Below are 25551 nucleotides of genomic sequence, written 5' to 3'. Positions count from 1 at the left end.
TTGATTGAGTTGACGTTCCGTCACACAGCTAGACATTCTATCGGCAGCTAAGTCATTCTCTGTTCAAAGGTAAAGCCCGCTCTTTGGGCCTGAGGAGGAAAGCTCATGAACATGTCATTCGGTCTGCGCGAAGAAAACCGCGCGCTGCTGCAACGTGTGGCAGATATGATCCGGGATGAGATCATGCCGCTGGAAGAAGAATATCAGGCCGAAATCGATAAGGGCGACCGCTGGCAATACACCGAACGTCAGGCTGAAATCCTGGAAGGGCTGAAAACCAAGGCCAAGGCTGCCGGATTATGGAACTTCTGGCTGACCGATAGCGACAAGGGCTTTGGTTTGACCACGGTCGAGTATGCTTACTTCGCCGAAGAGATGGGCAAAACGCCCCTTGGGGCCGAGGTGTTCAACTGCTCGGCCCCCGATACCGGTAATATGGAAGTGTTCGAGCGCTACGGCACGGACCAGATGAAAGAGCAGTGGCTGAAACCCCTGCTGAACGGCGATATCCGGTCCGCGTATTTAATGACGGAACCGGATGTGGCGTCATCGGATGCCACGAACGTGTCGATGTCCTGTGTGCGGGATGGGGATGATTTTGTTCTGAACGGAGAAAAATGGTGGTCATCGGGGGCGGGTGATCCACGGTGCAAGGTCTATATCGTCATGGTCAAGACGGCAGGTGACGAGCAACCCAAGCACAAGCGGCAGTCGATGATTGTTGTGCCTGCCGACGCGCCAGGGATAGAAATTCTACGCCCGATGCAGGTTTACGGCCACGATGATGCCCCGCATGGCCACATGCATATCCGCTTTACCAACGTCCGGGTGCCAGCTGAGAGCATCCTGTTGGGCGAAGGCCGCGGGTTCGAGATCGCGCAAGGCCGTCTCGGGCCCGGTCGTATCCACCATTGTATGCGCGCAATTGGGCAGGCTGAATCGGCGCTGGAACAGATGTGCAAACGGTCGCTGCAGCGCGAAGCCTTTGGCAAGAAACTGGCGCAACTCGGGGCCAATTTCGATATCATTGCCGAATGCCGGATGGAGATTGAAATGGCGCGCTTGCTGTGCCTGAAGGCTGCTTGGTACATGGATCAGGGCGATGCCCGTGCGGCAGCACCCTGGATCAGCCAGATCAAGGTCGTGGCCCCGCGTGTCGCACTCAAAGTCATCGATGAAGCCGTTCAGATGTTTGGCGGGCAGGGGGTTAGTCAGGATACGCCGCTCGCGACGGCCTGGACCCATGTGCGTACATTGCGGTTGGCCGATGGGCCTGATGCGGTACACCGCCGTCAGGTGGCACGGGCCGAATTGAAGAAGCACACGCAGGAAAAAGTCTGAGGTTTTAGGTGGTGTTGAAACCGGATCTGAAAGAACAGGCCTATTTCCACGTTCGGGCTGACGGCGCTTTTGTCGGCAATGATCCCGCACGCGGGCCGTGGTCTGCGGATCATTGCCATGCGGGCCCGGTCGCAGGGCTGATCGTTCGTGCCGCCGAAACAGAGGTTGGGCCGGAAAAGATGCTGACACGGCTGACTGTGGACTTGCTCCGCCCGCTGCCGCTGACAGGATTGCGGGTGGCCGCAGAGACGACGCGCCATACCAAGACGCTGGCCACAACCCGCGTCACGGTGCACGATCTGGACGATACGCTGTGCGCTACGGCCACCACGATGCACATGGTGCGTCGCGATTTGGGGTCGGTTCCGAACATCACGTTGCCGACGCCCAAACTCGACGATGCGGTGACCGGCCCGTTTCCGATTGGCGAAACGCGTCATGACCTGCCGGGGTTCGCAAACCATTCGGACATTCTCTACCCCAAGGGTGGCAACCAGAAAGCCGGTCCAAAGACGGTCTGGATGCGCACCCCGAAGCTGTTGGAGGGCGAGGCGCAATCGCCGATTCAGGCGCTTTGCCCGCTGGCGGATTGTGGCAACGGGATCTCATGGAATGCACCGACGTCCGAGATGGGGTTCATGAACACCGATCTGACGGTCCAGATTCATCGTGAACCCAAATCGGACTGGTTGGCCTCGCAGTCCGTATCTCATTGGCAACCGTCAGGAATAGGGATGTCGCAATCGGTTCTGTTCGACACCGAAGGCCCGGTCGGAACAGCGTTGCAGACACTGGTTTTGTTCCCGCCGAAGTGACTGGTTTGGCCGGTTCATGCATAGGCCCGCCGAAACACGTTGCCGGGCACGGGCCAAGCCCCTATCTTTCGCCTATGCGATGGCTCATAACCCTTTTCTCCTGTTGCCTGCCGGTTCCGGCATTGGCCCACCCGCATGTCTTTATCGACACGGGGCTGGAATTTATTGTGGATGACAGCGGCCGGTTGACCCATGTCAGGGTAACTTGGGCGTATGATGAGCTTTTCTCTTTGTTTCAGCTTGAAGATATGAAGCTGGATCAGGATTCTGATGGCATTCTGACCGAGAGCGAAGAAAAGTTTCTGTCCGGCTTTGATGCCCAGTGGGTCGAAGGATATAATGGCGATCTCGTGGTGTTCGCCGATGGCGCGCCGGTCGATTTGTCAGGGCCGACGGAGGCCAAAGCGACCACCGAGGATGGCCGTATCGTGACAACCCACCTCCGCGCGGTGGAAGGCGGTGGAGTGCCGGCAACCGCGGTCGTCGCAAAAGCATATGATGAATCCTATTACACGGCTTATGAAGTGACCCGCCCGGTGTCAGTATCTGGTCCCACCTCTTGTCAGATCAGCCGGATTGACGCGGATATTGACGGGCAACTGGCGCAGATGCAGGCGTTCCTGCAGACCCTGGATGCCGACTACGACCTTGAAGAAAACGATATCCCGCTGGTTGGGGAAAACTTTGCGTCCGAGATCCGCCTTTCATGTCCAAGTACCTGATTATTCCTGTCGCCATCTCCATTGGTTTGCTGCTGTGGTTCTGGGGCAGTGGTGGCTTTGACCACTTGGCCGCGTGGGCTGCGGGTGAGCAGCGCGAGTTCCAAAATCAGATCGCGCGTTCCCTACGCGCAGCCCGCGCGGAACAGCCCGAGGCTGTAGCGACGCTGCTGACGGTCTGTTTTGCCTACGGCTTTTTTCACGCCATCGGCCCCGGCCACGGCAAAGTTTTGATTGGTGGCTATGGGTTGGGACGCAACGTGGCGTTCCTGCGTTTGTCTGCAATCAGCTTGTTGTCCAGCCTGGGGCAGGCAGTCACTGCGGTTGTTCTTGTCTATGCCGGGGTACTGGTGTTCCAGATGTCCCGGGCAAGCCTTGTCGATACCACCGAACGGGTCATGGCTCCGATCAGCTATGGTGCTATCGCGGCGATTGGATTGTGGCTGATCTTTCGATCCATTCGCAGTTTCGCGCGACGTCATCGCAGCGAAAAAGCCCATCATCATGAGCACAAGCACGACCATCACCACCCGCACGACGAGGACCACAAACATCACGACCATGACCATGGCGTCTGCGCAGATTGCGGGCATCGCCACGGTCCCACCGCCGACGAAGTGGCCCAAGTTGGCAGCCTGCGCGAAGCCGCGCTACTGATCGCTGGGATTGCCGCACGTCCCTGTACCGGAGCGCTGTTTGTGCTGATCCTGACCTGGCAGATGGGCATCGCAATGGTTGGCATTGCCGGCGCTTTCGCCATGGCGTTGGGGACAGCGACTGTCACAACGCTTGTCGGTTGGACCTCATTTGGTTTGCGCGGAGGGCTGCTGGCCTCAGCCTCGGCGACGCGATTTGCCTCGGTTCTGGCTCCGACGATTGAACTGGTGGCAGGGCTGCTGATCGCCGTGATTGCAAGCGGTCTGCTGTTGCGCGCGATTTAACCGAACACGGACTCCGGGTACCTGACCCGCGCCAGATACAGCCCTTGCGGCGGACATACCGGCCCGCAAGCGGCGCGGTCGGTGGCCTCCAACGCATCCCGTACATCTTCGGGCGACCATGTTCCGGCACCAACACGTTCAAGCGTTCCAACAAAGCTGCGCACTTGATTGTGCAGGAAAGACCGGGCGCGAACGTGAAAATGAACCTCTGGTCCGGAAAAGCCTTCAACCTGTTCGACCCGCAGCTCATCCAAGGTTTTGACCGGGCTTGCAGCCTGACAAATCGAAGACCGGAACGTGGTAAAATCATGCCGCCCGATCAGCATGTCCGCGCCCGCCTGCATCGCGTCTACGTCCAGTTGATGGTTGATCCGCCAGACCTGCCCAGCGTCATGCGTAGCAGGTGCGCGGCGCATCAGGATGCGGAACAGGTATTGCCGTTCGAGCGCTGAAAACCGCGCATGCCAGTCATCGTCTACCCGTGCTGCTTTAACGATGGCAACAGGCTGCGGTTTAAGGTGATAGTTCAGCGCCTCAGACAGGCGGAACGGATCCCAGTCCTTGATCAGATCACAATGCGCAACCTGTCCCAGTGCGTGCACACCCGCGTCTGTACGCCCGGCCGCGGCAATTGTGTGATCGCCGGGTTGAATACATGACAAGGCCTGTTCGATTGCCCCCTGAACAGACGGCAATTCCTTTTGCCGCTGCCATCCGGCAAACGATTTCCCCTGGTATTCGACATTCAGCGCGTATCTAGGCATGGGCTGCTGGTAACGCGCCGTGCCGCAACGGGCAAGAGTGGGAAAGCGCTGGTATGTCCGACAGCCGCTACCTATCTTGGGAAAAACGAAAAAAGCGGGGCGACGGTTTGGTCATCTCATCTCTGGCAGACAGTCTGACGCGCGGCGTCGAATCCGTGGGTGACCGCGTGTCTGAGGCATTGTTTGAGCCGGTGATCCGACTGGGTGTCACCGGGCTGGCGCGTTCAGGAAAGACAGTATTCATCACGTCTCTGGTCGCGAACTTGCTGAACCGGGGGCGGATGCCGGGCCTCGTGGCGCAGCAAGAAGGGCGGATCAACGCGGCTTACCTGCAGCCGCAACCAGACGACACCGTGCCGCGGTTCGACTACGAAAATCACTTGGCGGCGCTGACCGGGCCTCAGCCGCACTGGCCCGAAAGTACGCGCGCAGTGTCAGAACTGCGTTTGTCGTTCAAAGCCCGTCCCGCGGGGCTTTTGTCAGGGTTGCAGGGACCACGCACTATCCATCTGGATATCGTGGATTACCCCGGCGAATGGCTGCTGGATCTTGCGTTGCTGGACAAAACCTATGAGGTCTGGTCGCAGGAAACACTGGAGCGCATCGCCAATCGCAATGAGGCGACGACCTTTCTGGCGCAGGCAAAGGCGGTTGACTCTTCTGACAGCCACGACGAACCAAAGGCCCAATCACTGGCCAAAGAATTCGCCTCTTATCTGAACGCAGCCCGCGATGCCGGGTTTTACGACTGCACGCCAGGGCGGTTTTTGCTGCCGGGCGATCTGGCAGGCTCGCCGGTGCTAACATTTGCACCCTTGCCGGTCGAGGGTCACGGCCCGCGACGCAGTCTGCACCGCGAGATGGCCCGGCGATACGAGGCCTATAAATCTCAGGTCGTGAAACCGTTTTTCCGCGATCATTTTTCCCGGATCGACCGTCAGGTGGTTTTGGTGGACGCGCTGGGCGCGATCCATAACGGGCCACAGGCGGTCGAGGATATGCGTCGCGCGATGGCCGATATCCTGTCGGCGTTTCGGCCCGGACGAAATGCGTGGCTTAGCCAGTTGTTGCTCGGCAAACGGGTCGAGCGCATCCTGTTCGCGGCCTCCAAGGCGGACCATTTGCACCATCTTCAACACCACCGCCTGACCAATATCATGGAGGCCCTGACCCGCGAGGCGCGCGATCGCGCGAGCTTCGCCGGGGCCGAGACGGCGGCGCTGTCGCTGGCCTCGTTAAGGGCAACGACCGAGGAAATCCGCACCCATAACGGAGCCGAGCTGCCCTGCGTGCGTGGAACCTTGCTGGGCAGCGGCAAGCAGGCCGCTTTCTATCCCGGTGATCTGCCGGAAGACCCGACGCATTTGCTTGGCCCGGCGCGCAACGGGTCCGAAGGCTGGCTGGGCGAGGATTATGAGTTCATGGCATTCGCGCCGGCACACCTGACACTGCGGCCCGGGGATGGCCCGCCACACATACGGCTGGACCGCGCAGCCCAGTTCCTGATCGGAGACCGGCTGTGAATGTCCTTCTTCGCCCCGCCCGCCGCACGGATGCCGGTGCCACCGGAGAGATTTTGCATGGCTTCGCCCGTGAAAACGATTGGATGCCGGAACTGCACTCGCAGGCGGAAACCATCGCGTTTTGTGGCCGTATGATTGAATTGGATTGGGTGACCGTGGCCGAAACCGGTGACGGTGTGATCGGGTTTTTGGCGCTCAACGGTGCCGAAATCCACTCACTGTACCTGGCGCCTGGCGCACGGGGGCAAGGGATCGGTCGGCAATTGCTTGAGCTTGCCAAGTCTCGCCGATCCGAATTGTCATTGTTTGCGTTTCAGGCAAACCATCCAGCGCGCCGGTTCTATGAATGCAACGGCTTTGCCGAGGTTGCACGCAGCAGCGGCGCTGACAATGACGAGAACCTTCCCGACATAAAGTATGTTTGGAACAGTGAAGGAGCAGCCAATGACTAAGGGGCCGGTTCTGATTGATCTGGAGGGTGATGAACCCGCGGCTGATGTTTCGCAAGCACCTCCGGTCCCGGATTTCGCACAGCCTCAGGGTCAGGCGATGCAAGGTGCAGCGCGTTTGGCGGCGCGCAAACCTTCGACCCTGTCGCGGTGGTTCTGGGGTTTGGCGCTTGCCGCGCTTGGGGCGGTTGTTTCAGTGGCGGCTTGGGACTTTGTGAATTCCCTGATTCTCCGCGCACCGATCATTGGATGGGTGATTACGGGTTTGTTTGCAGCACTGGTGCTGGTCGCGTTGATCATCGCTGTGCGCGAGCTGGCCGCAATCGGGCGGTTGTCCCGTGTGGACGGGATGCGGCGTGCGGCAGATACTGCCTTGGCCGAAGATGATCTGGCGCAGGCACGCGCAGTCACGAACCGATTGATCTCGTTCTACAAAGGGCGCGAAGAAACCCGTTGGGGGCGCGATCGGCTGTCCGAACGGATCGACGAACAATTTGACGCGTCTGGTCTGCTGACCCTGGCCGAGGACGAGCTGCTGGCCCCGCTGGATGTCGCTGCCAGTCGCGAAGTCGAGGCTGCCGCGCGTCAGGTTGCAACGGTGACGGCGTTGGTGCCTTTGGCGCTTGCGGATGTTGCAACAGCGCTGGCCGCTTCGTTGCGGATGATCCGGCGCATCGCTGAAATCTATGGCGGGCGCGCAGGATTTTTGGGCAGTTGGCGACTGACGCGGGCCGTGTTCGTGCACCTTGTGGCCACCGGGGCCGTGGCCGTCGGGGACGACCTGCTGGAACCTGTGCTTGGGGGATCTATCCTTAGCAAGCTGTCGCGCCGGTTTGGCGAGGGGCTTGTCAACGGCGCGCTAAGTGCGCGGGTCGGGGTCGCCGCGATGGAGGTCTGCCGTCCGCTGCCCTTCTCGGATCGGCACAAGCCATCAACCCGCAGCATCATCAAACGTGCTCTGGCTGGCCTGTTTTCCAAAACTTGACCTGACGCAAGGTACAGTGGTTGGCTGTCGTGCATAACAGTGTCAGAGCCAGCCATGACCGATCACGGACACAGCCAACAAGAGATTGCAGAACGCATCAACGCGCCACCAGGTCGCGGTGTTTTGCGGGATGTGGTCTATGGTGGGATCGATGGGTCCGTGACTACCTTTGCCATTGTGGCGGGTGTAGCTGGGGCGGGCCTGTCACCCTTTATTATCGTTGCGCTGGGACTGGCCAATGTACTGGCGGACGGGTTTTCCATGGCGGCGGGTAATTACTCGGGTACCAAGGCTGAGCTGGACAATATCCGCCGCATCCGGTCCATCGAAGAACGTCACATCAGACTATACCCGGAAGGCGAGCGGTATGAAGTGCGGGCGATCTTATCGCAAAAGGGTTTGTCGGGGCGCGTTTTGGATGAGGCGACGGATGCCATCACAGCCAACCGCGACAATTGGATAAATTTGATGATCGAGGGTGAATACGGATTGGGCAGCGTCGATCCGAACCCGTTCAAAGCCGCGATGGCAACGTTTTTGGCGTTTCTTGTGGCCGGCATGGTCCCGCTGCTGCCGTTTCTGCTGTCGTTCGATCGGGCTTTTCAGCTCTCGATTATCATGACCATGGCGGTCTTTTTTGTCATCGGAGCTTTAAAAAGCAGATGGTCACTGGCTCCGTGGTGGCGGTCAGGTCTAGAGACTTTTGCGATCGGCGGCGCGGCCGCACTGATGGCGTATTTTGTTGGCTCGTTGTTCCATCCCTAGTGATAAGAAGTACCGCTGGGCGCGCGGTGTAGATAGTTAATTTTGTAAAGCCGGTGATGGACCCGGATCTGATCCGGCGACGGTAAAACTTGTCGACGCCTGTTTCGCATCTGGTTCGATTGCCGCTGTGTTGTCCATCATCTGGTAGATGATGGCCAGACTGTCCCTTGGCTGGGGATAAGGCGTTCTGAACGGCGTAGCCGGCAAAAAACCCGGTTTTTCGGACTGTTGCGCAGATCGACACCCGGCTAGGTTGACGGCACATTTGCCCGGAGGCCTCTGTTGGAATCGCTGCTCGTACTCGTTGGATTGATCGTTCTAGCCGTCCCGGTGGCCATCCTTGTTCTGTTGGTATCCCAGGTTCGACTGCGCCGCCGGGTGGAGCAACTTGAACAGCAGATTCGCACACTTGGTGGCGACCTGCCAGCGCCAGAAACAGTACCTGAATCGACGCAAGCGAGGGATAAAAAGAGCTCTCCGTGGCCGGCAATCAAAACAGAACCACCCGAGGTCAAAACGAAAGAAGGCACCTCAGCACCTGAGCCACAAAAGATACCCCTCCCCGAAACGGCGAAGGACGATCGAATCGCCGCACTGAGCGTTTGGCTGCGCGAGAACTGGTTCTATGCAGTTTCCGCCCTGTCTTTGGCGCTGGCGGGTGTTTTTCTGGTCCAATACGGGGTCGAAAGCGGACTGTTGTCGCCAACGATGCGCGTCATTGCGGCCCTAATGTTCGGGGCGACGCTGATCGGCGCGGGTGAGGTGATCCGCCGGAAGTATGGCGATGACGAGTCTTCAGCCACGGCTTACCTGCCATCGGTCTTTTCTGGGGCCGGGCTGGTGACGCTGTTCGGTGGCTTGCTGGCTGCAAGGCAGTTGTACGATCTGATTGGTCCCGAAGCGGCCTTGATTGCCATGATCGCTGTTGCGCTTGTGGGGCTTGTTTTAGGCTGGTTCCACGGCCCCTTGCTGGCGGCCGTCGGTTTGATTGGTGCGTTTGCGTCTCCCTTCGTGGTGGGCGGGACCTCGACCGATCCCGGCTGGTTGTACGGCTATTTCTTTGTGATCGCCGTCCTTGGGTTGGGGATCGACACCGTGCGGCGCTGGGGGTGGATATCCGTTCTGACGCTAGTCGGGGCTTATACCGCGTGCCTGCTTTTGGTGCTTTCGGCACCCGCGACCGAGCCGGGGTATCTCGCCGGCGTAACCGCATTGGCAGTCATCGCGATCGCGATCCCCGTGCGGCGGATCTGGCCAGATCACGAGGGGCGTATGATCAGTGAGATCATTGCCATTCAAAAAGGTCTTCAGTGGCCGGAGTTTCCGACACGCCTTGCCTTTGGCGCGGTGAGCGTCAGCGCAGTGGTCCTGGCGATACACTGGCCAGACTCTGCGGCCGAATTCTGGCTGGGAATCATGCTGTTGGCAGGCCTGACGCTGGGTTTGCTGACTTGGGCAAGCCAGGCGCGGGCCCTTCACGACCTGACCATACTGCCAGCCGCTGGTCTAACTTGGTTCGTACTAATCCAAGGGTGGGACAACGGCTCTGTCGCGCGCCGGTTCGCTGAAACCTATGCCGAAACCGCCGAGGTGGATTTCCCGTGGGCGGTTACCCTGTTGGTGGCACTGGGTGTATTGATCTCAGGCCTTTCAGCTTGGCGATCGTTTCGCGCAACCGAGTACCGGGCTGTATGGGCGGGCGGTGCCGCAGTATTTGCACCGGTATTGGCAATCGCGCTGGAGCTTGGATGGCATCCCGCTGAAGTTATCGGAGCCTATCCGTGGGCGCTGCATGCGGTTGCATTAGCGGTGATGATGGTCGTTCTGGCCGCGCGCTTCGCACGGATCGATGGCGAAAACCGACTGCGGGCGGCTTTGGTGACCTTGTCCGCTTTGTCCTGCCTGACCTTTGCCTGCGTGATTGTCCTAAGTTCGGCTGCCCTGACAATTGCTTTTGTGGCCCTGATCGTGGCCGCGGCGGTGCTGGATCGGCGCTTTGATCTTCCACCTATGGGTTGGTTCATCTGGGCTGGCGTCTTCACTGTCACGCTCAGACTTGTACTGAATCCAGGTCTGGATTGGGCAAACTCGGCACCGGTCGCAGAAATGGCGCTTGTCTATTCCACAGCTGCTGTTGGATTTCTGGCGGCCTGGGCCATCCTGCGCCCATTGAACCGTCCGGTCATCGCGCTGCTTTTGGAAAGCGCCGCCTGGGCGACCGCTGGTATCTTGCTGTCCTTGCTGTTGCTGCGCTGGCTCGAAGGGTTTGGCAACGGCGGTGCCCATGACAGCCACTGGGGGCTGGGGCTTTTGTCCTTGATCTGGCTGCTGCTGGCCTGCGCGCAGGTGCGGCGGTTCGAACTGGGCGGAAAACTGAATTATGCGCGCTACGGGCTGGCGTTGTTCTTTGCGGCACATGGTGTTGTTCGCCTGGCGCAGGCGCTGACTGAGGCGAACCCATTGCTGAATGCCCAAGCTGATCCGGTTCTTGGGGTGCCAATATTGAATACCCTCGCCGTGGCCTACCTGTTGCCTGCCATTGTTTTGGCCCTGTCGGCTGCTTGGCTTCCAGCCCTGCACCCGCGATGGAAGCAGGGGTGCTTCGGTCTGGCGGCGGCATTGGGTGCGATCTGGCTTAGCCTGACCATTCGCCATGTCTGGCAGGGGGCCAGCGGTATGTATGAAGGCAACGGCGTCACCCAGCCCGAACTTTATACTTACACTATGGCCCTACTGCTGATCGGTGCGGGGCTGTTTTATCAGTCACTCGCCCGCCGGTCGGACATGATGCGCAAGGCGGGGTTGGTCGTTATTGGGCTTGCCGTGGCCAAGGTGTTCCTGGTCGATATCGCTGGTTTAGGGGGGCTTATCCGGGTGTTCTCACTGCTGGCGCTGGGCCTCGCGCTGGCCGGTTTGGCGTGGCTGAACCGGTGGGCCATGCTGCGCCATTCGCCGCATGGGGCGGAACCTCTGGACCATTAGGCGCGGGCGTCCTATAAGCCCGGCATGTATGACCGGCTGGCCATCATTATTCGAATTATATCCCCGGCGCTCTGATATCGCGAGACGCCGGGCAAAGGTGCTTGAGATTTCGCACTGACCGCTTCGATCCAAACACGAAAAGATCATCCTGAGGACGCCCCAAATGTGCGCCGACACGACCCAAACACCTGACTACAAAGACACGCTGAACCTGCCCAAAACCGATTTCCCCATGCGCGCTGGCCTGCCCAAGCGCGAGCCCGCGTGGTTGGAACGGTGGGAGAAAATCGGTGTCTATGACCGCCTGCGTGAAAAAGAGAACCGCACGGCCTTTACCCTGCATGATGGCCCTCCGTACGCCAACGGCCACCTGCATATCGGCCACGCGCTGAACAAAACCATCAAGGACATGATCGTGCGGTCCCATCAGATGATGGGTCATGATGCGCGCTATGTGCCCGGCTGGGACTGTCACGGCCTGCCAATCGAATGGAAGATCGAGGAACAGTACCGCAAGAAGGGCAAGAACAAGGACGAGGTGAACATCGTCGACTTCCGTCAGGAATGCCGCAAATTCGCCGAAGGCTGGATCGACGTCCAGCGCGAAGAGTTCAAGCGCCTTGGCATCACCGGCAACTGGCCTGATCCCTACATCACCATGGACTATCACGCCGAGGCTGTGATCGCCGACGAGTTCATGAAGTTCCTGATGAACGGCACGCTCTATCAGGGTTCCAAGCCGGTGATGTGGTCGCCTATCGAGAAAACCGCTCTGGCTGAGGCCGAGGTCGAGTATCACGACAAGGAAAGTTTCACCATCTGGGTGAAGTTCAAGGTTACGGACGAACTGGCGTACGTTGGGAACTCGCTTGGAGAAGTCACGAGGAAAGCCGCGAAAGACCTTTCTGGAGCCTTTGTAGTGATCTGGACGACGACTCCGTGGACCATGCCGTCGAACAAAGCGGTAGTGTACGGTAAGGACATCTCTTACGGCCTCTACGAAGTCACCGGAGCACCAGAAGAATGCTGGGCTAGTGCCGGAGACAAATTCCTGCTGGCCGACAATCTGGCCGCCGACGTGCTGGGTCGTGCACGCCTGAACGACGACCAGTGGACTCGCGTGCGTGACGTAACCACCGATGAGTTGGCAGGTGTCCAGTTGACCCACCCGCTGGCCGGGGCCGAAGGTGGCAATGGCGAATGGGACGACATCCGCGACTTCCGCGCCGCTGAGTTTGTAACCGACACCGAAGGCACCGGTTTCGTCCACTGTGCGCCGTCTCACGGCATGGAAGAATTCGAGTTGTACCGCGATCTGGGCATGCTCGAGCAAGTCATCACCTATAACGTGATGGACGATGGCTCGTTCCGCGCCGATCTGCCGTTCTTTGGTGGCAAATACATCCTGTCTCGCAAGGGTGGCGAGGGTGATGCGAACAAAGCGGTCATCGACAAGCTGGTCGAGGTTGGCGGGCTGCTGGCTCGTGGCAAGATCAAGCACAGCTATCCGCATTCGTGGCGCTCGAAGGCTCCGATCATCTACCGTAACACACCGCAGTGGTTTGCGTCTGTTGATCGCAAACTGGACGACGGCATGGGTGAGATGGGTGACACCATCCGCGAACGCGCGCTGCGTTCGATCGACGAGCTGGTGAAGTGGACGCCTCAGACCGGTCGCAACCGTCTGTATTCGATGATCGAAGCGCGCCCGGATTGGGTTCTGTCCCGCCAGCGCGCCTGGGGTGTGCCGCTGACCTGCTTCACCAAGAAGGGTGCTTTGCCCACCGACGCGGATTACCTGCTGCGCAACGAGGAACTCAACGCCCGCATCAAGGCGGCGTTCGAGAAAGACGGTGCGGATGTCTGGTATACCGACGGCTTCAAAGAGAAGATCCTCGACGGCATCGCCAACCCGGATGACTACGATCAGGTATTTGACGTTCTGGACGTGTGGTTCGACTCTGGCTCGACCCACGCCTTTGTCCTGCGTGACCGTGAGGACGGCACTGAAGACGGCATCGCTGATGTCTATATGGAAGGCACCGACCAGCACCGCGGGTGGTTCCATTCCTCAATGCTGCAGGCTTGCGGCACCAAGGGGCGTGCGCCGTATCGCAACGTGGTAACCCATGGCTTCACGCTGGATGCCAAGGGCAACAAGATGTCCAAATCTCTGGGCAATACCATCGTGCCGGAAGAGGTCATCAAGCAATACGGTGCCGATATCCTGCGCTTGTGGGTGGCTCAGACCGACTACACTGCCGACCAACGGATCGGGCCGGAGATTCTGAAAGGCACCGCCGACAGTTATCGCCGTCTGCGCAACACCATGCGGTTCATGCTGGGCTCGCTGGCCGACTTCACCGAAGCGGATCGTGTCGCGCCTGAGGATATGCCGCGTCTGGAACGCTGGGTTCTCAGCCGTCTGGCCGACCTGGATGAACAGGTGCGCAAAGGCTATGCGTCCTTCGATTTCCAGGGTGTGTTCAGCGCCGTGTTCACCTTTGCCACGGTCGATCTGTCGTCGTTCTACTTCGACGTCCGCAAGGATGCACTGTACTGCGATGGCGACAACCTACGCCGCCGCTCGGCCCGTACCGTGCTGGATATCCTGTTCCACCGCCTGACCACCTGGCTGGCCCCGGTTCTGGTCTTCACCATGGAAGAGGTTTGGTTGGAGCGTTTCCCCGGCGATGACAGCTCGGTCCATCTGGTGGATTTCCCGGATACACCCGCCGATTGGCGCAACGCTGAACTAGAGGCCGGTATGTCTAAAATCCGTCGCGTGCGTCGTGCCGTGACCGCTGCGTTGGAAATCCAGCGTCAGGACAAGGTCATCGGTTCCAGCCTTGAGGCCGCGCCGATCGTGCATGTCGAAGACTGTGACACCCGCGACCTGCTGGCAACCTTTGACGTGGACGACATGTGCATCACGTCTGGCCTGACTGTTTCGGGCGACCCGGCCCCAGCCGAGGCATTCCGCGTACCTGAAATCGAAGGGGTAGGTGTCGTCTTCGAAAAAGCAGATGGCGAGAAATGCCAACGATGCTGGAAAATCCTACCGGACGTCGGTCGTCATTCCCACGCGGGTGTGTGTGGGCGGTGCGACGAAGCTCTGGGCTAAACATTCGAACCCCCGGCGTGACTGCCGGGGGTTTTTCTTTCCTCGCTTGCGCTGGCCTCGGCGATCTGAAACGCTGTGTCCATGCCGATGATTTCCGTTGATACGCAATTTGGCCGACTGGGCATCGCAGAAACAGACGGTGCGATCACGCGCCTTGTGTGGGATGGGAATGACTACGGACCGGTCACGCCACTACTGCAAGAAGCCGCGGCACAGTTGACTGCGTATGACGAGGGACGACTCGAACGGTTCAATCTGCCATATCGTGTTGCCGGTTCCGAATTCCAGCAGCAAGTGTGCGACCTTATGTATGCCATTCCGCTGGGCGAGACCCGAACATACGGAGACATCGCAAAAGAACTGGGGCAGCCACCGCAACCGGTGGGTCAAGCGTGTGGCGCAAACCCTATTCCCGTGATCATTCCTTGCCACAGGGTGCTGTCTGCCAATGGTCTTGGCGGGTTCTCGGGCGATGGTGGGGTCGAGACCAAAGTGGCTCTGCTGCGCCATGAACGCGCGGCTGGCCTGCTGATCTGAACTTCGAAAACCAGTTGCAATCCCAGAGTTCGCGGCCCAACCTATATCAGTTACTGAATTTGAAGGACCGTATTGCATGACCGCCCATACAGACCCGGCCGCTCGCAAAAAGGCCATCATAGACCGCCTGATGTCGCTGGAAGAGCAGGAACTGGCAACTGCGCAGGCGCATTACGACGCATTTCTCAAGGACTCGCAGCTGGACGACCGCGAAGGGCATGACAAGGATGACATCGCCGCCTCGCGCGAGAATGCGGATCTGGCGGCGGCGTTCGATGCACCCGTTCATGCGCACCACGCCAAGATTGATGTGATCGAGAACACGGATTTCAGCCTGACGGACCGGGTTCAGCCGGGCGCTGTTGTCAAGTTCAACAACCGCCGTTTCGTGGTCTGTGTCTCAACGACCCGCTTTGAGGTCGACGGTAAGACCTATATGGGCATCTCAACCCAAAGCCCGATCTACCTGACAATGACCGGTCTGCAAGAGGGTGACGTGTTCACCCATAACGGCACCGAGTTCGAGGTTGAGGAAATCCTGTAACGTTCAGTTGTTGCGCAGCGGGACAAGTTGCTGCGCAATGCCAGCTGAAACCAGGTAGAGGCTTGTAATTACCAACCCCCAATGCGCCCAGCTTTCGGGGTGGAAGTCGACCCAAGCTGCCCAACCGGCGAAAAATGTCCAGGCGAACGCGATCGGCAGTGACACATTACGCCAGCGTTCCGTCCGCACCGGGTGAATGAACTTCAACGGTAGGAACATCGCCAGCGACAACAGTGAAACCAGCAGCAGGATCACCCAGAAATTGGGCTCCAGCGCGAAGATCACGATGACGAACATGTTCCAGCAACCCGGAAACCCAGAGAACGAGTTGTCCTTGGTCTTCATCCGCGTGTCCGCGAAATACATGGCGCTGGCAAAGGTGATCACGATGATCGCAAACCAGCCTGTCCAACCGTCCATCAGCCCCGATTTGAACAGCGCAAAGGCCGGAATGAACACGTAGGTCAGATAGTCGATGATCAGGTCCAGAAGAACACCGTCAAATTCCGGTGCGTTCTTTTTGACATGGTAGTGGCGCGCAAGCGGGCCGTCGATTCCGTCCACGATGAACGAGATCACAAGCCACAGATACATAAGGCTCCACTTTTCTTCGACCGCGGCCAGCATGGCCAACATTGCAAAGACGGCACCGGTCGCGGTGAACAGATGTACGGAAAGGGCTTTGAGTTTTATTGTCATTTGTGTCTCTTGGACGATGCGCGCTGCAGATGCAAACTAAAAGCCGGGTAAAGATACGGCCCAGACGTCATCGAGGGACTCGGGATCAGGCCTTGGGGTGGGCGCGGTTGTAGACTTCCATCAGTCGGGCCGTATCTACGGCCGTATAGGCCTGCGTGGTGGAAAGCGAGGCATGGCCCAACAATTCCTGAATGGCGCGCAGATCACCCCCAGCGGACAACAGATGGGTGGCAAAACTGTGCCTTAAAGCGTGCGGTGTGGCGGTTGCTGGCAGGCCAAGCTGCATGCGCGCCTTGGCCATCACGCCCTGAATTGCGCGCGGATTGAGCGCACCACCACGCACCCCGCGGAACAAAGCCTTTTCCTGGGATTGTGGATGCGGACAAAGCTGCAGGTAACGGTCAACGGCGGTGCGGGCGGCCGGGATCACCGGAACGATGCGTTCCTTTCCGCCCTTTCCGACAATACGCAAGCTGCCCGGCAAAGGCGCGTCGCTTCCTGTCAGGGACAGCGCCTCAGATATGCGCAAACCGCAGCCATAGAGCAATGTAACGACAGCAACGTCCCGCGCCGAGATCCAGTCGTTTGACGACTGAAGTTCGACCGTGTCGATCATCGCGCGGGCCGCGTCTTCGGCCAACGGGCGGGGGAGTTTTTGGGTAAACTTTGGCGCGCGTGTGGACAGGACGGCAGTGGGTTCGAACCCTTCGCGTTCAGCCAGCCATCGATAAAAGCTTTTGACCGCCGACAGCTTGCGCGCCAGGGATCGCGCGCCAACACCTGCGCTGCGCTGATCGGCCATCCACGCGCGCATGTCGGCCACGGTGATCCGGGCCAGCGCTGCCAATCCCTGCTGTTCACTGTGGTGTAGTGTCATGAAAGACAGGAAGTCGGTAATATCACTACGATAGGCGGCCTGGGTGTTTTCCGATCGCCCCGCTAGCGCGCTCAGGCTGTCCAGCCAGTACTGTAACGCGTCGCGGCAGGCGGGTGAGATTAGGCTCACGACAACCAGTGGCGCATCGAGCGTTCGAAGACGCCAGCGAAAAACGACAAAAGATCAGTGCCCAACTGCGGCGAGAAATGATTACGGTCCCTTGCGCTCATCACGATCATGCCGGGCAACCGGCCCTCACCCAGATCCAACCGCAGGCAAGCCTCGGACCGCAGGTGATCTGCGTTGGGTCCAAAAATCCTGTGCGTCGGGTGGAGGATCTCGCGCAGAACCACGTCGCGGGCGGGGCCGCCGCGGTCGAAGGTCAGGTAATTGTCCACGAAACCGGGTTCGACTACGGACAGAACACCGCCGAGAGTGTCGATGGCGGGGTCTTCCTGCGTTGCAGTTGATTCCAGAATCAGCTTGATGCGATCAACGCGCAGGATTTCGACCACATCCGAGCCGAGCGTGCGCAGGAATTCTTCGAACTCGGCCGGTTCCAGCATGCGGATAACGGCCCGATGCACCTGATTTGTGCCTGCAAGGTTTTCATACGCTGCGGCGATGACGGACCGGTGGGTGTCTTCCAGCCTGTCCAGCCGTTCCTCGAGCCGTTGCATGGCGATGCCGCGCAGGTCGATGACGTTGTCCCCGCGCGCCTGTTCGTTGGCCGTCACAAGTGCCTGCATCAGGTCCTTGTCGTCCAGCACGGCGTCTGGTTTGGCCAGAATCGCGGCGCGCAAGTTGTCCTGGAGTTTGGTGTTACTGCTCATGTCCCGCTCGGTCTTTTTTTGTTGAGGGGCTTATAACATGAGTTATGGCGGTTTCCTTGGAAAAAATGCATTGGCGGTGCATTTCATTCCCACTGTGACCTACGGCTGCCGCCTGCGAAACCTTGATCAAAGATCAAGGCTTGGCAGTTGGGCCGGGCGCGGCACCTGACGGTGCCACGCGGTCGCGCAAAGGGTCAGAGGATTTTCTGACCGGTCTTGGCCCAGTCGGCCAGAAAGGTTTCCAGACCTTTGTCCGTCAATGGGTGATCGGCCAGTTTCTTGATCACGGCAGGCGGTGCGGTGATCACGTCAGCACCGATACGGGCGCTGTCGGTCACGTGGTTCACGGTGCGGATTGAAGCGGCCAGAATTTCGGTTTCAAAACCGTAATTGTCATAGACCTGACGGATGTCGGCGATCAGATCCATGCCATCAAGGTTGATGTCATCCAGGCGACCGATGAAGGGCGAGATGAAGGTTGCGCCCGCCTTTGCGGCCAAAAGCGCCTGGTTGGTCGAGAAGCAGAGTGTGACGTTGACCATCTGGCCTTCGTCGCTGAGCGTCTTGCAGGTTTTCAGACCGGCCCATGTCAGCGGAACTTTCACGGCGATATTCGGAGCGATCTTGGCCAGCTTGCGGCCCTCGGCGATCATGTCGTCAGCTTCGGTTGCGACAACTTCGGCTGAAACCGGTCCGTCCACCAGATCACAGATTTCCTTGGTCACTTCCAGAATGTCACGACCTGATTTCAGGATCAGCGAGGGGTTGGTGGTCACGCCGTCCACCATGCCCAGATCGTTCAGTTCGGCAATGGCGTCGATTTCGGCTGTGTCTACGAAGAATTTCATGCGGGCAGTCCTTTGATGGGTTGGCCTTGGTCGCGGATGGCTTTACCTCAAAGAGACCCATGCTGGAACCCCCGAGCCCAAGGATATGCGTTGAGCACTCAGGAGTATTTCGACCACGGAGAGCTGGTTGCGGTTCTTACCGCACAGCCGCTGGACCGGACGCTGGATTACAAGGCGCCCGAGGGGGGCTGTTTTCTGGGGGCGTTCGTAGAGGTCCCGCTGGGGCCTCGTAAAGTTCTGGGTGTCGTCTGGGGGCCGGGACAGGGCGGGTTCGACCTGAACAAGGCGCGATCCGTGATCCGGGTGCTTGAGGTCGCGCCAATGCGCGAAGAAATGCGGCTGTTTCTGGGGAAGGTTGCCGATTACACCCTGACACCGATGCCCGCGATGTTGCGGCTGGCAACCCGGGCGCCGGGTTTGGGTGATCCGCCGTCGATGCGTAAGGTTTATCGGCTGGGTAATGGCGAGCCGGACCGGATGACCGACGCACGCACCCGTGTGCTGGAGGTACTCCGCAACTATGGCGGGCTGGCGTTCACCCTGAAAGAACTCGCCGAACAGGCCGGAGTGACGTCTTCGGTCGTCAAAGGGTTGGTCAAGCGGGGCGCTGTACGGGAAGAAGATAGCCCGCGCGATTTGCCCTATCCGCATCTGGATCCGGATTTGCCGGGCAAAGCTTTGACCGACGATCAGGCGGCGGCGGTTGAGAAGTTGCAGAAGGGCCAGCGGTCCGGGGAATATGGAACCACGCTGCTTAAGGGCGTGACGGGTTCGGGCAAGACCGAAGTGTATTTGGAGGCTGTTGCCGAGGCGCTGCGGATGGGCCGACAAGCCTTGGTTCTGCTGCCCGAGATCGCTCTGACAGCGGAATTCCTGACACGAGTTGAGGCGCGATTCGGGGCACGCCCAGCCGAATGGCATTCCGGTGCGACCATGACCGAACGCCGCCGGGTCTGGCGGATGGTCGGGCAGGGGGATGCGCAAATGGTGATTGGTGCGCGGTCAGCTTTGTTCCTGCCGTTTCGAAATCTTGGGCTCGTGGTGGTCGATGAGGAACACGACACCTCTTACAAACAAGAGGACGGCGTGCATTACAGCGCGCGGGACATGGCGGTGCTGCGGTCCGCCATTTGCGGCGCGCGGGTGATATTGGCCAGCGCAACGCCTTCGCTGGAAAGCTGGGCGAACGCCGAGGCGGGAAAATACGACCGGGTCGATCTGACCTCGCGGTTCGGGGCGGCGGTGTTGCCGGAGATGAAGCCCATCGACATGCGGGCCGAGCAGATGCAACCCGGGACGTGGATTTCTCCGTTTTTGCGGCAGGCGGTGATGCAGCGGATCGAGAAGGGCGAGCAATCGCTGCTGTTCATCAACCGCCGTGGGTATGCGCCGGTGACCCTTTGCCGCGCTTGCGGGGAACAGATTGCCTGCGATCATTGCGACGCGCGGATGGTCGAGCACCGGTTTCTGAAACGGCTGATGTGTCACCAATGCGGTGAGACCAAGCCGATGCCCGAGAAATGTCCCTCATGCGGGGTTGAGGGCAAGCTGGCCCCGGTAGGTCCGGGAATCGAGCGGCTGGCCGAAGAGGCCGAGGCGACGTTTCCCGACGCCAAGATCGCGATGCTGAGTTCCGATTTGTTTGGCTCGGTCCGCGCCCTGAAAGCCAAGATCGAAGAGATTGCCGAGGGCGATGCGGATATCGTCATCGGTACGCAGTTGGTTGCCAAGGGGCACAACTTTCCCAATCTGACTTTGGTCGGGGTAATCGATGCCGACCTGAGTCTGCACGGGGCGGACCTGCGCGCCGCTGAGCGGACATTCCAGTTGATGCGGCAAGTCGCGGGTCGGGCAGGCCGGGCGGACAAGCCAGGGCAGGCCCTGTTGCAGACATTCCAGCCCGAGCATCCCGTAATCCGTGCTATTCTTTCAGGTGACGAAGAAGGATTTTGGAAGGCCGAGGCCGCCGGACGGCAGGCAGCAGGTGTGCCGCCATACGGCCGTATGGCCGGGATCGTCCTGTCCGGACCTGAGGTTGGACCAGTTTTTGATATCGGAAACGCACTGGCCCGCAACGATGCGCCGCTGCGCGATATCGGGGCACAAGTTTTTGGCCCGGCTCCGGCGCCTATTGCGCGGATTCGCGGCAGACACCGCGTGCGATTGCTGGTCAAGGCACCCAAGGGCGCACCGATTCAGGACGCGATTGCCCGTTGGATCGCACCCTTGCGCCTGACGCGTGACCTGCGTTTGACCGTGGATATCGATCCGCAGAGTTTCTACTGACCTCTGCATCAGCGCAGATCGATTGTGCGCGCACTGCTTCGGCCTCGCCAAAATCTGAAAATGGGCGTAGAGGAGTCCCATGTTGAAACCGATGCCCCTGTCCGAGGCGCAGAGCCTTCCGTTCTGGCGCCGCCCTGTGACGCTCTTGTTCGTCATGGCGCTGACGATGCCCATTGCCTTCAACGCGTGGAGCGCGCTGTTGAACAATTTCGTCATCGAGGTGGCGAATTTTGACGGGGCCGACATTGGGTTACTGCACACTGTGCGGGAGATCCCTGGTTTTCTTGCTGTTGGCGTGATTGCGGTGATCATTTTCGTGCGTGAGCAGGTGTTGGCGATGATCTCGCTAATGATGTTGGGTGTGGCGACTGCGGTGACTGCATGGTTTCCCAGCCTCGGCGGGTTGTTGTTTGTTACGCTCTTCAGCTCGATCGGCTTTCACTACTACGAAACGGTGAATCAATCGCTGCAGCTGCAATGGCTGCCCAAAGATCGCGCGCCGCAGGTTCTGGGGTGGTTGGTGGCCATGGGGTCTGCCGCGACTGCAGTGGTATATGGCCTGATCGTTTTGACCTGGGACCGGTTTGATCTGTCCTACAACATTGTATTCATGGCCGCTGGTGGTGTGACCGCCCTGCTGGCGCTGTTCTGTCTGTTCGCCTTTCCGCAATTCGATGCCCCAACTCCGCAGACCAAAAAACTGATCCTGCGTCGTCGGTACTGGCTGTATTACGCGCTACAGTTCATGGCCGGCGCGCGGCGGCAGATCTTTGTTGTCTTCGCGGGCTTCATGATGGTCGAGAAGTTCGGGTTTGAAGTTCACGAATTGACCAGCCTCTATCTGATCAATCTGGTGATCAACATGGCGGCGGCTCCGATGCTGGGTAAGGCTGTGTCGATGTTCGGTGAACGCCGCACGCTGATCTTCGAATACACCGGCTTGGCGATCGTTTTTGCGGCCTATGGTGGTATCTACTGGTTTGGTTGGGGCGTGGTACTGGCTGCAACCCTATATGTGATCGACCATGTTCTGTTCGCTTTGGCGCTTGCCCTGAAGACCTACTTTCAGAAAATCGCCGATCCTGCGGATATTGCACCGACTGCGGCCGTTGCGTTCACGATCAACCATATCGCCGCTGTGTTCCTTCCTGCGCTTCTGGGCCTGCTGTGGGTCATCTCGCCCGGTGCAGTCTTTGCACTGGCCGCTGCGATGGCGATGATCTCGTTGGGTTTGTCGTTGCTGATCCCGCGCCACCCGGAACCGGGAAATGAAACGATCTTGTCAAAATACGCGCCGGCACCTGCCGAATAAGCGCCAATGCTTGACCTTGGCGGGCCATCGCCATAGGCGCTGTGTCAATTGATACAGGAGGCCCCCATGCCCACATTCACTGCGCTGACTACACTGACCGGTAAAAAAGCTGCCGAAGGGCTGGGCGAAGCGATGGAGCGTCTGGATCCGGAACCAACCGGCGTTGGTGTGTTCGAGGTCGAGGATGGCTCGGGCCTCTGGGAAGTTGGTGGGTACTTCACGGAAACTCCGGACGAAACCGCTCTGGCCGTTCTAGCCGCCGCGTTTGAGGCCAAGCCTTTTGTTGTGTCAGAACTGCCCGATACGGATTGGGTGGCCCATGTGCGCCGGGAACTGGCACCGGTCGAGGCCGGACGGTTCTTTGTCTATGGCAGCCATGACGCTGACAAACTGCCCGAGGGACGTATCCCACTACTGATCGAGGCTGCAATGGCCTTTGGCACCGGCCACCACGGCACCACGTTGGGATGTCTAAAGGCACTGGACCATCTTCTGAGCCAAGGGTTCACGGCGACCAAAGTGGCTGATATTGGCTGCGGCACTGCCGTGCTGGCCATGGCGGCAGCGCGGGTCTGGGAAGGTGAGATCATCGCCAGTGATATCGACGAAGTGGCCGTTGATGTCGCCGAAGCCAACCTGAAGGCCAATGGAATGGCGGGCAAGGTCCGTTGCGTGGAAGCGGCGGGCTTTGACCATCCCGATCTGGGCGCAATCGCACCCTACGATCTGATTTTTGCAAATATCCTTAAGGGCCCACTGGTTGCTCTGGCCCCCGAAATCGCAGCGAATCTGCGCGTCGGTGGATACGCAATTTTATCTGGAATCCTTAACGAACAAGCCGATGATGTGGTTTCTGTTTATGTACAAAACGGTTTCAATTTAGAGAAAAATGACCAAATTGGTGAGTGGACGACGCTAATATTAAGCAAACAGGGCTAAATTTGGGCCATTTGCTGGAGCTTTCTGGAGTTTTGCCTCGATTTTGTCGCATTCTGTTTCTACCGTCTTAACGTGGAATCGGGGGGCGGTTTTGGAGGCTGCCATGACGGGAAAACAACTAGAATTTGATCAGCGCGTAAATCGCCTGAGCAAGAAACACGCAAAACTAAGCCGTGGCTATCGTGCGACGATGCGCAAGGACGGGTTGGTTGTGATGAAACCGCAGAGGGTGAAGTCGGCTTTACCCCTTAAGGTTCTTCTGATGTGTCTGCTTGGGTTGTTTGCATTCAAGACGTTCTTGCTCACCAGCCTTGGGCCTTCGGGCTATCAATACAGGGTTGACGCATTGAACGAGGGCACCTCGGTTGAACAAGCCGGTGCCTGGGTGATGCAAATCGACCCGGTGTCGCTGATGCTTTCGGAACAGCTGGCACGGCTGCTGCCCTGACATCAGGCCAATGAATCAGAAACGCCGCGCATTCTGCATGCGCGGCGTTCTGCTTTGCCCCCGAGGGAGGGAAGGGGCATATGAGTGGGTGTGTTAAATCTTAACGACGACCTTCGGCCACGACGTCAATATCGCCACGGCACAGTCCGATATCTTCCAGCTCGCGATCTGTCAGACCGCTCAGCGTGTTACGAGTCACGCGGGCGTCATTCCATTCGACAGCGGCGTTCACGACCGATGCGAAATATGCGCCGATACGGCCGACGAGGCCGAATGAGCCGGTGGTGGTGCGGGTGGTGTCCAGTGCAGCCATATCCTGTTTCCTTCTGGTTTAAGTTTACGTTTTGATCGTTCGATCTGAGCGGCATCTAGTGCCGCCAAATCGGCTGTGCAAGTGCGGAAATTGCAACTGTCCTATGCGTTTTTTGCAGAGCTCAAGATTCATTAGAACCCCTTAATTTATTGGTCATTTTTGCTTCATGAAACGTGTCGATTTCAGACTTTTGGCTGTCGCAAACTGGCCGTTTTGTCGCCTGTGAAACAGGTCTGTCGTTTTTGCGCTCTCTGTCAATTCGCTTGGAAAATGTTCACGCTTCGTGCTAATCCGTAAAAAAGATCACAAAAACTCGAGCAGGCCGAGGCGAAATATGCGGATTTTGGGCATTGATCCGGGGCTTAGGACCCTGGGGTGGGGCGTCATCGAATCGCATGGCAGCCGCCTGAGCCACGTCGCCAACGGACTGTGCAAGTCTGACGGGGACGATTTGGGCGAGCGTTTGCTGTCGTTGTACAACCAAATCGTCGAAGTCATTGCAGAACATCAGCCCGATCAGGCGGCCATCGAACAGACCTTCGTCAACAAGGATGGGGCTGGTACGCTGAAGCTGGGTCAGGCGCGTGGTGTGGCGTTGCTAACGCTGGCGCAAGCAGGGCTGCCCGTGGGTGAATACGCGCCCAACCGGGTTAAGAAAACGGTTGTGGGCGTTGGGCATGCCGAGAAAGAGCAGGTTCTTCATATGGTCAAATTGCAACTGCCCGGCTGTAAGCCCAAAGGGGCGGATGCGGCGGATGCGCTGGCGATTGCCATCTGTCATTCATATTACGGCGCAGCGCCGCAGGCGAGCGTGAAAGAGGTGCGGGCATGATCGGGAAACTGACCGGACGATTGGACTATCGCGCAGCGGATCACGTGTTGATCGACGTGCGTGGGGTCGGATACCTCGTTTACTGCTCGGACCGGACTATGGCCGCGCTGCCTGGTGTTGGCGAGGCTGTCTCGATTTACACCGATATGGTGGTGCGCGAGGACCTGATGCAGCTTTTTGGGTTTTTGTCCCTTGTCGAAAAGGAATGGCATCGCCTGCTGTGTTCGGTTCAGGGCGTTGGGGCCAAGGTCTCGCTCGCCATTCTGTCCGCGTTGGGTCCGGATGGGGTCAGCCGGGCCATTGCGCTTGGGGATTGGGGTGCCGTCAAAGCGGCGAAAGGCGTGGGCCCAAAGACGGCACAGCGGATCGTGCTGGATCTAAAAGACAAAGCGCCGGGTGTGATGGCGATGGGTGGGACCGTGACCGAAGCGATGGACGGCCCCGGATTGGAAGTCGTTGAGTTGTCTGAACCAGCACCAGTGCCAAAACAGGTGGCAAAACCCGCCTCGGGGTCTGCCGCAGCTTCGGCGGGGGCACTGTCAGCTCTTAGCAATTTGGGGTACGGACCGTCTGAGGCGGCCTCGGCTGTGGCCGAAGCGGCCGCCAGCCTGCCGGATGCAGGCGAAGCTGAATTGATCCGGGCGGCGCTTAAGTTGCTGGCACCGAAAGGGTAAC

At 59.0% G+C, this 25551-nt stretch carries 24 protein-coding genes; 18 read left to right on the top strand and 6 right to left on the bottom strand.

Translation table 11 applies throughout. The features are described from left to right. Positions 1-105: 105 nt before the first annotated feature. The 4 genes from AC2FIB_RS15275 to AC2FIB_RS15260 all read left to right on the top strand — a co-directional run bounded on the left by AC2FIB_RS15275 (position 106) and on the right by AC2FIB_RS15260 (position 3816). Positions 106-1341 carry an acyl-CoA dehydrogenase family protein gene (locus AC2FIB_RS15275; protein WP_496735450.1) on the top strand — a complete coding sequence of 412 codons (1236 nt, stop codon included), beginning with the start codon at positions 106-108 and terminating at the stop codon, positions 1339-1341. 11 nt (positions 1342-1352) lie between these two features. Then, positions 1353-2156: a thioesterase family protein gene (locus AC2FIB_RS15270; RefSeq protein WP_496842337.1), complete on the top strand. Its 804-nt coding sequence runs from the start codon at positions 1353-1355 to the stop codon at positions 2154-2156. Positions 2157-2278: 122 nt separating this feature from the next. Then, positions 2279-2878, top strand: a complete 600-nt coding sequence (locus AC2FIB_RS15265) for a DUF1007 family protein (RefSeq protein WP_496735454.1) — start codon at positions 2279-2281, stop codon at positions 2876-2878. Then, positions 2863-3816 carry a nickel/cobalt transporter gene (locus AC2FIB_RS15260; protein ID WP_496706801.1) on the top strand — a complete coding sequence of 318 codons (954 nt, stop codon included), beginning with the start codon at positions 2863-2865 and terminating at the stop codon, positions 3814-3816. The genes AC2FIB_RS15265 and AC2FIB_RS15260 overlap by 16 nt, the downstream gene beginning before the upstream one ends. Here AC2FIB_RS15260 and truA read toward each other — a convergent pair. After that, entirely contained in the window at positions 3813-4580 is a 768-nt protein-coding gene (gene truA, locus AC2FIB_RS15255; RefSeq protein WP_496735455.1) for a tRNA pseudouridine(38-40) synthase TruA, read from the bottom strand. The two genes, AC2FIB_RS15260 and truA, sit on opposite strands and share 4 nt — an antisense overlap. A gap of 107 nt (positions 4581-4687) precedes the next feature. Here truA and AC2FIB_RS15250 point away from each other — a divergent pair, with 107 nt between their 5' ends. The 8 genes from AC2FIB_RS15250 to AC2FIB_RS15215 all read left to right on the top strand — a co-directional run bounded on the left by AC2FIB_RS15250 (position 4688) and on the right by AC2FIB_RS15215 (position 15489). Next, complete coding sequence (locus tag AC2FIB_RS15250) at positions 4688-6103, top strand: YcjX family GTP-binding protein (RefSeq protein WP_496735493.1); 1416 nt, start codon at positions 4688-4690, stop codon at positions 6101-6103. After that, entirely contained in the window at positions 6100-6555 is a 456-nt protein-coding gene (locus tag AC2FIB_RS15245) for a GNAT family N-acetyltransferase (RefSeq protein WP_496735457.1), read from the top strand. The genes AC2FIB_RS15250 and AC2FIB_RS15245 overlap by 4 nt, the downstream gene beginning before the upstream one ends. Further along, a complete protein-coding gene (locus AC2FIB_RS15240; RefSeq protein WP_282170781.1) occupies positions 6548-7537 on the top strand; it encodes a YcjF family protein in 990 nt (329 codons plus the stop codon). Before AC2FIB_RS15245 ends, AC2FIB_RS15240 begins: the two co-directional genes overlap by 8 nt. Positions 7538-7591: 54 nt before the next feature. Beyond that, positions 7592-8302: a VIT1/CCC1 transporter family protein gene (locus AC2FIB_RS15235; RefSeq protein ID WP_496842334.1), complete on the top strand. Its 711-nt coding sequence runs from the start codon at positions 7592-7594 to the stop codon at positions 8300-8302. Between the two features lie 282 nt (positions 8303-8584). Continuing rightward, the gene (locus AC2FIB_RS15230; protein WP_496735460.1) at positions 8585-11284 is read left to right on the top strand and encodes a DUF2339 domain-containing protein; all 2700 of its coding nucleotides are present in this window, start codon (positions 8585-8587) and stop codon (positions 11282-11284) included. Between the two features lie 163 nt (positions 11285-11447). Beyond that, positions 11448-14408 carry an isoleucine--tRNA ligase gene (gene ileS / locus AC2FIB_RS15225; RefSeq protein ID WP_496842333.1) on the top strand — a complete coding sequence of 987 codons (2961 nt, stop codon included), beginning with the start codon at positions 11448-11450 and terminating at the stop codon, positions 14406-14408. A gap of 81 nt (positions 14409-14489) precedes the next feature. After that, the gene (locus tag AC2FIB_RS15220) at positions 14490-14945 is read left to right on the top strand and encodes a methylated-DNA--[protein]-cysteine S-methyltransferase (RefSeq protein WP_496735463.1); all 456 of its coding nucleotides are present in this window, start codon (positions 14490-14492) and stop codon (positions 14943-14945) included. 76 nt (positions 14946-15021) lie between these two features. Further along, a complete protein-coding gene (locus AC2FIB_RS15215; RefSeq protein WP_058273207.1) occupies positions 15022-15489 on the top strand; it encodes a hypothetical protein in 468 nt (155 codons plus the stop codon). A gap of 3 nt (positions 15490-15492) precedes the next feature. Here the strand turns inward: AC2FIB_RS15215 and AC2FIB_RS15210 are convergent, their stop codons facing one another. From AC2FIB_RS15210 to fsa, 4 genes are all read right to left on the bottom strand, one after another. Continuing rightward, positions 15493-16188: a CDP-alcohol phosphatidyltransferase family protein gene (locus AC2FIB_RS15210; RefSeq protein WP_058273208.1), complete on the bottom strand. Its 696-nt coding sequence runs from the start codon at positions 16186-16188 to the stop codon at positions 15493-15495. Positions 16189-16273: 85 nt separating this feature from the next. Then, a complete protein-coding gene (locus AC2FIB_RS15205) occupies positions 16274-17194 on the bottom strand; it encodes a tyrosine recombinase XerC (RefSeq protein WP_282170785.1) in 921 nt (306 codons plus the stop codon). After that, positions 17191-17898 (bottom strand): DUF484 family protein, encoded by a 708-nt coding sequence (locus AC2FIB_RS15200; RefSeq protein WP_496735464.1) that lies wholly within the window; start codon positions 17896-17898, stop codon positions 17191-17193. Before AC2FIB_RS15200 ends, AC2FIB_RS15205 begins: the two co-directional genes overlap by 4 nt. A gap of 194 nt (positions 17899-18092) precedes the next feature. Beyond that, positions 18093-18746, bottom strand: a complete 654-nt coding sequence (gene fsa / locus AC2FIB_RS15195; protein WP_050603155.1) for a fructose-6-phosphate aldolase — start codon at positions 18744-18746, stop codon at positions 18093-18095. 90 nt (positions 18747-18836) lie between these two features. Here fsa and AC2FIB_RS15190 point away from each other — a divergent pair, with 90 nt between their 5' ends. The 4 genes from AC2FIB_RS15190 to AC2FIB_RS15175 all read left to right on the top strand — a co-directional run bounded on the left by AC2FIB_RS15190 (position 18837) and on the right by AC2FIB_RS15175 (position 23731). Then, positions 18837-21032, top strand: coding sequence for a primosomal protein N' (locus AC2FIB_RS15190; RefSeq protein WP_496735466.1), 2196 nt, complete (start codon positions 18837-18839; stop codon positions 21030-21032). Between the two features lie 79 nt (positions 21033-21111). Continuing rightward, positions 21112-22344 carry an MFS transporter gene (locus tag AC2FIB_RS15185; protein ID WP_496735467.1) on the top strand — a complete coding sequence of 411 codons (1233 nt, stop codon included), beginning with the start codon at positions 21112-21114 and terminating at the stop codon, positions 22342-22344. Positions 22345-22410: 66 nt separating this feature from the next. Beyond that, positions 22411-23283, top strand: coding sequence for a 50S ribosomal protein L11 methyltransferase (locus tag AC2FIB_RS15180; RefSeq protein WP_496735469.1), 873 nt, complete (start codon positions 22411-22413; stop codon positions 23281-23283). A gap of 103 nt (positions 23284-23386) precedes the next feature. Next, complete coding sequence (locus AC2FIB_RS15175; RefSeq protein WP_109312601.1) at positions 23387-23731, top strand: hypothetical protein; 345 nt, start codon at positions 23387-23389, stop codon at positions 23729-23731. Between the two features lie 100 nt (positions 23732-23831). On the opposite strand, the gene AC2FIB_RS15170 is transcribed toward AC2FIB_RS15175, so the two are convergent. Next, positions 23832-24044 (bottom strand): DUF1127 domain-containing protein, encoded by a 213-nt coding sequence (locus AC2FIB_RS15170; protein ID WP_496735471.1) that lies wholly within the window; start codon positions 24042-24044, stop codon positions 23832-23834. Positions 24045-24378: 334 nt separating this feature from the next. Here AC2FIB_RS15170 and ruvC point away from each other — a divergent pair, with 334 nt between their 5' ends. Both ruvC and ruvA read left to right on the top strand, forming a co-directional pair. Then, positions 24379-24876 (top strand): crossover junction endodeoxyribonuclease RuvC, encoded by a 498-nt coding sequence (gene ruvC, locus AC2FIB_RS15165; protein ID WP_496735473.1) that lies wholly within the window; start codon positions 24379-24381, stop codon positions 24874-24876. Beyond that, entirely contained in the window at positions 24873-25550 is a 678-nt protein-coding gene (gene ruvA, locus AC2FIB_RS15160; protein ID WP_496735474.1) for a Holliday junction branch migration protein RuvA, read from the top strand. The genes ruvC and ruvA overlap by 4 nt, the downstream gene beginning before the upstream one ends. Position 25551: the final 1 nt, after the last annotated feature.

Source organism: Ruegeria sp. YTSA072 (genome assembly GCF_059610285.1).
This window is presented reverse-complemented; position numbering and strand designations above follow the sequence as displayed.

What these genes read in the sequence shown, in the direction of transcription:
- AC2FIB_RS15215 (WP_058273207.1), top strand. Translation starts at nt 15,022, where the DNA reads ATGACCGCCCATACAGACCCGGCCGCTCGCAAAAAGGCCATCATAGAC.
- ruvC (WP_496735473.1), top strand. Translation starts at nt 24,379, where the DNA reads ATGCGGATTTTGGGCATTGATCCGGGGCTTAGGACCCTGGGGTGGGGC.
- AC2FIB_RS15185 (WP_496735467.1), top strand. Translation starts at nt 21,112, where the DNA reads ATGTTGAAACCGATGCCCCTGTCCGAGGCGCAGAGCCTTCCGTTCTGG.
- AC2FIB_RS15170 (WP_496735471.1), bottom strand. Translation starts at nt 24,044, where the DNA reads ATGGCTGCACTGGACACCACCCGCACCACCACCGGCTCATTCGGCCTC.
- ruvA (WP_496735474.1), top strand. Translation starts at nt 24,873, where the DNA reads ATGATCGGGAAACTGACCGGACGATTGGACTATCGCGCAGCGGATCAC.
- AC2FIB_RS15275 (WP_496735450.1), top strand. Translation starts at nt 106, where the DNA reads ATGAACATGTCATTCGGTCTGCGCGAAGAAAACCGCGCGCTGCTGCAA.
- AC2FIB_RS15210 (WP_058273208.1), bottom strand. Translation starts at nt 16,188, where the DNA reads ATGACAATAAAACTCAAAGCCCTTTCCGTACATCTGTTCACCGCGACC.
- AC2FIB_RS15260 (WP_496706801.1), top strand. Translation starts at nt 2,863, where the DNA reads ATGTCCAAGTACCTGATTATTCCTGTCGCCATCTCCATTGGTTTGCTG.
- ileS (WP_496842333.1), top strand. Translation starts at nt 11,448, where the DNA reads ATGTGCGCCGACACGACCCAAACACCTGACTACAAAGACACGCTGAAC.
- AC2FIB_RS15220 (WP_496735463.1), top strand. Translation starts at nt 14,490, where the DNA reads ATGCCGATGATTTCCGTTGATACGCAATTTGGCCGACTGGGCATCGCA.
- fsa (WP_050603155.1), bottom strand. Translation starts at nt 18,746, where the DNA reads ATGAAATTCTTCGTAGACACAGCCGAAATCGACGCCATTGCCGAACTG.
- AC2FIB_RS15180 (WP_496735469.1), top strand. Translation starts at nt 22,411, where the DNA reads ATGCCCACATTCACTGCGCTGACTACACTGACCGGTAAAAAAGCTGCC.
- AC2FIB_RS15200 (WP_496735464.1), bottom strand. Translation starts at nt 17,898, where the DNA reads ATGAGCAGTAACACCAAACTCCAGGACAACTTGCGCGCCGCGATTCTG.
- AC2FIB_RS15240 (WP_282170781.1), top strand. Translation starts at nt 6,548, where the DNA reads ATGACTAAGGGGCCGGTTCTGATTGATCTGGAGGGTGATGAACCCGCG.
- AC2FIB_RS15235 (WP_496842334.1), top strand. Translation starts at nt 7,592, where the DNA reads ATGACCGATCACGGACACAGCCAACAAGAGATTGCAGAACGCATCAAC.
- truA (WP_496735455.1), bottom strand. Translation starts at nt 4,580, where the DNA reads ATGCCTAGATACGCGCTGAATGTCGAATACCAGGGGAAATCGTTTGCC.
- AC2FIB_RS15175 (WP_109312601.1), top strand. Translation starts at nt 23,387, where the DNA reads ATGACGGGAAAACAACTAGAATTTGATCAGCGCGTAAATCGCCTGAGC.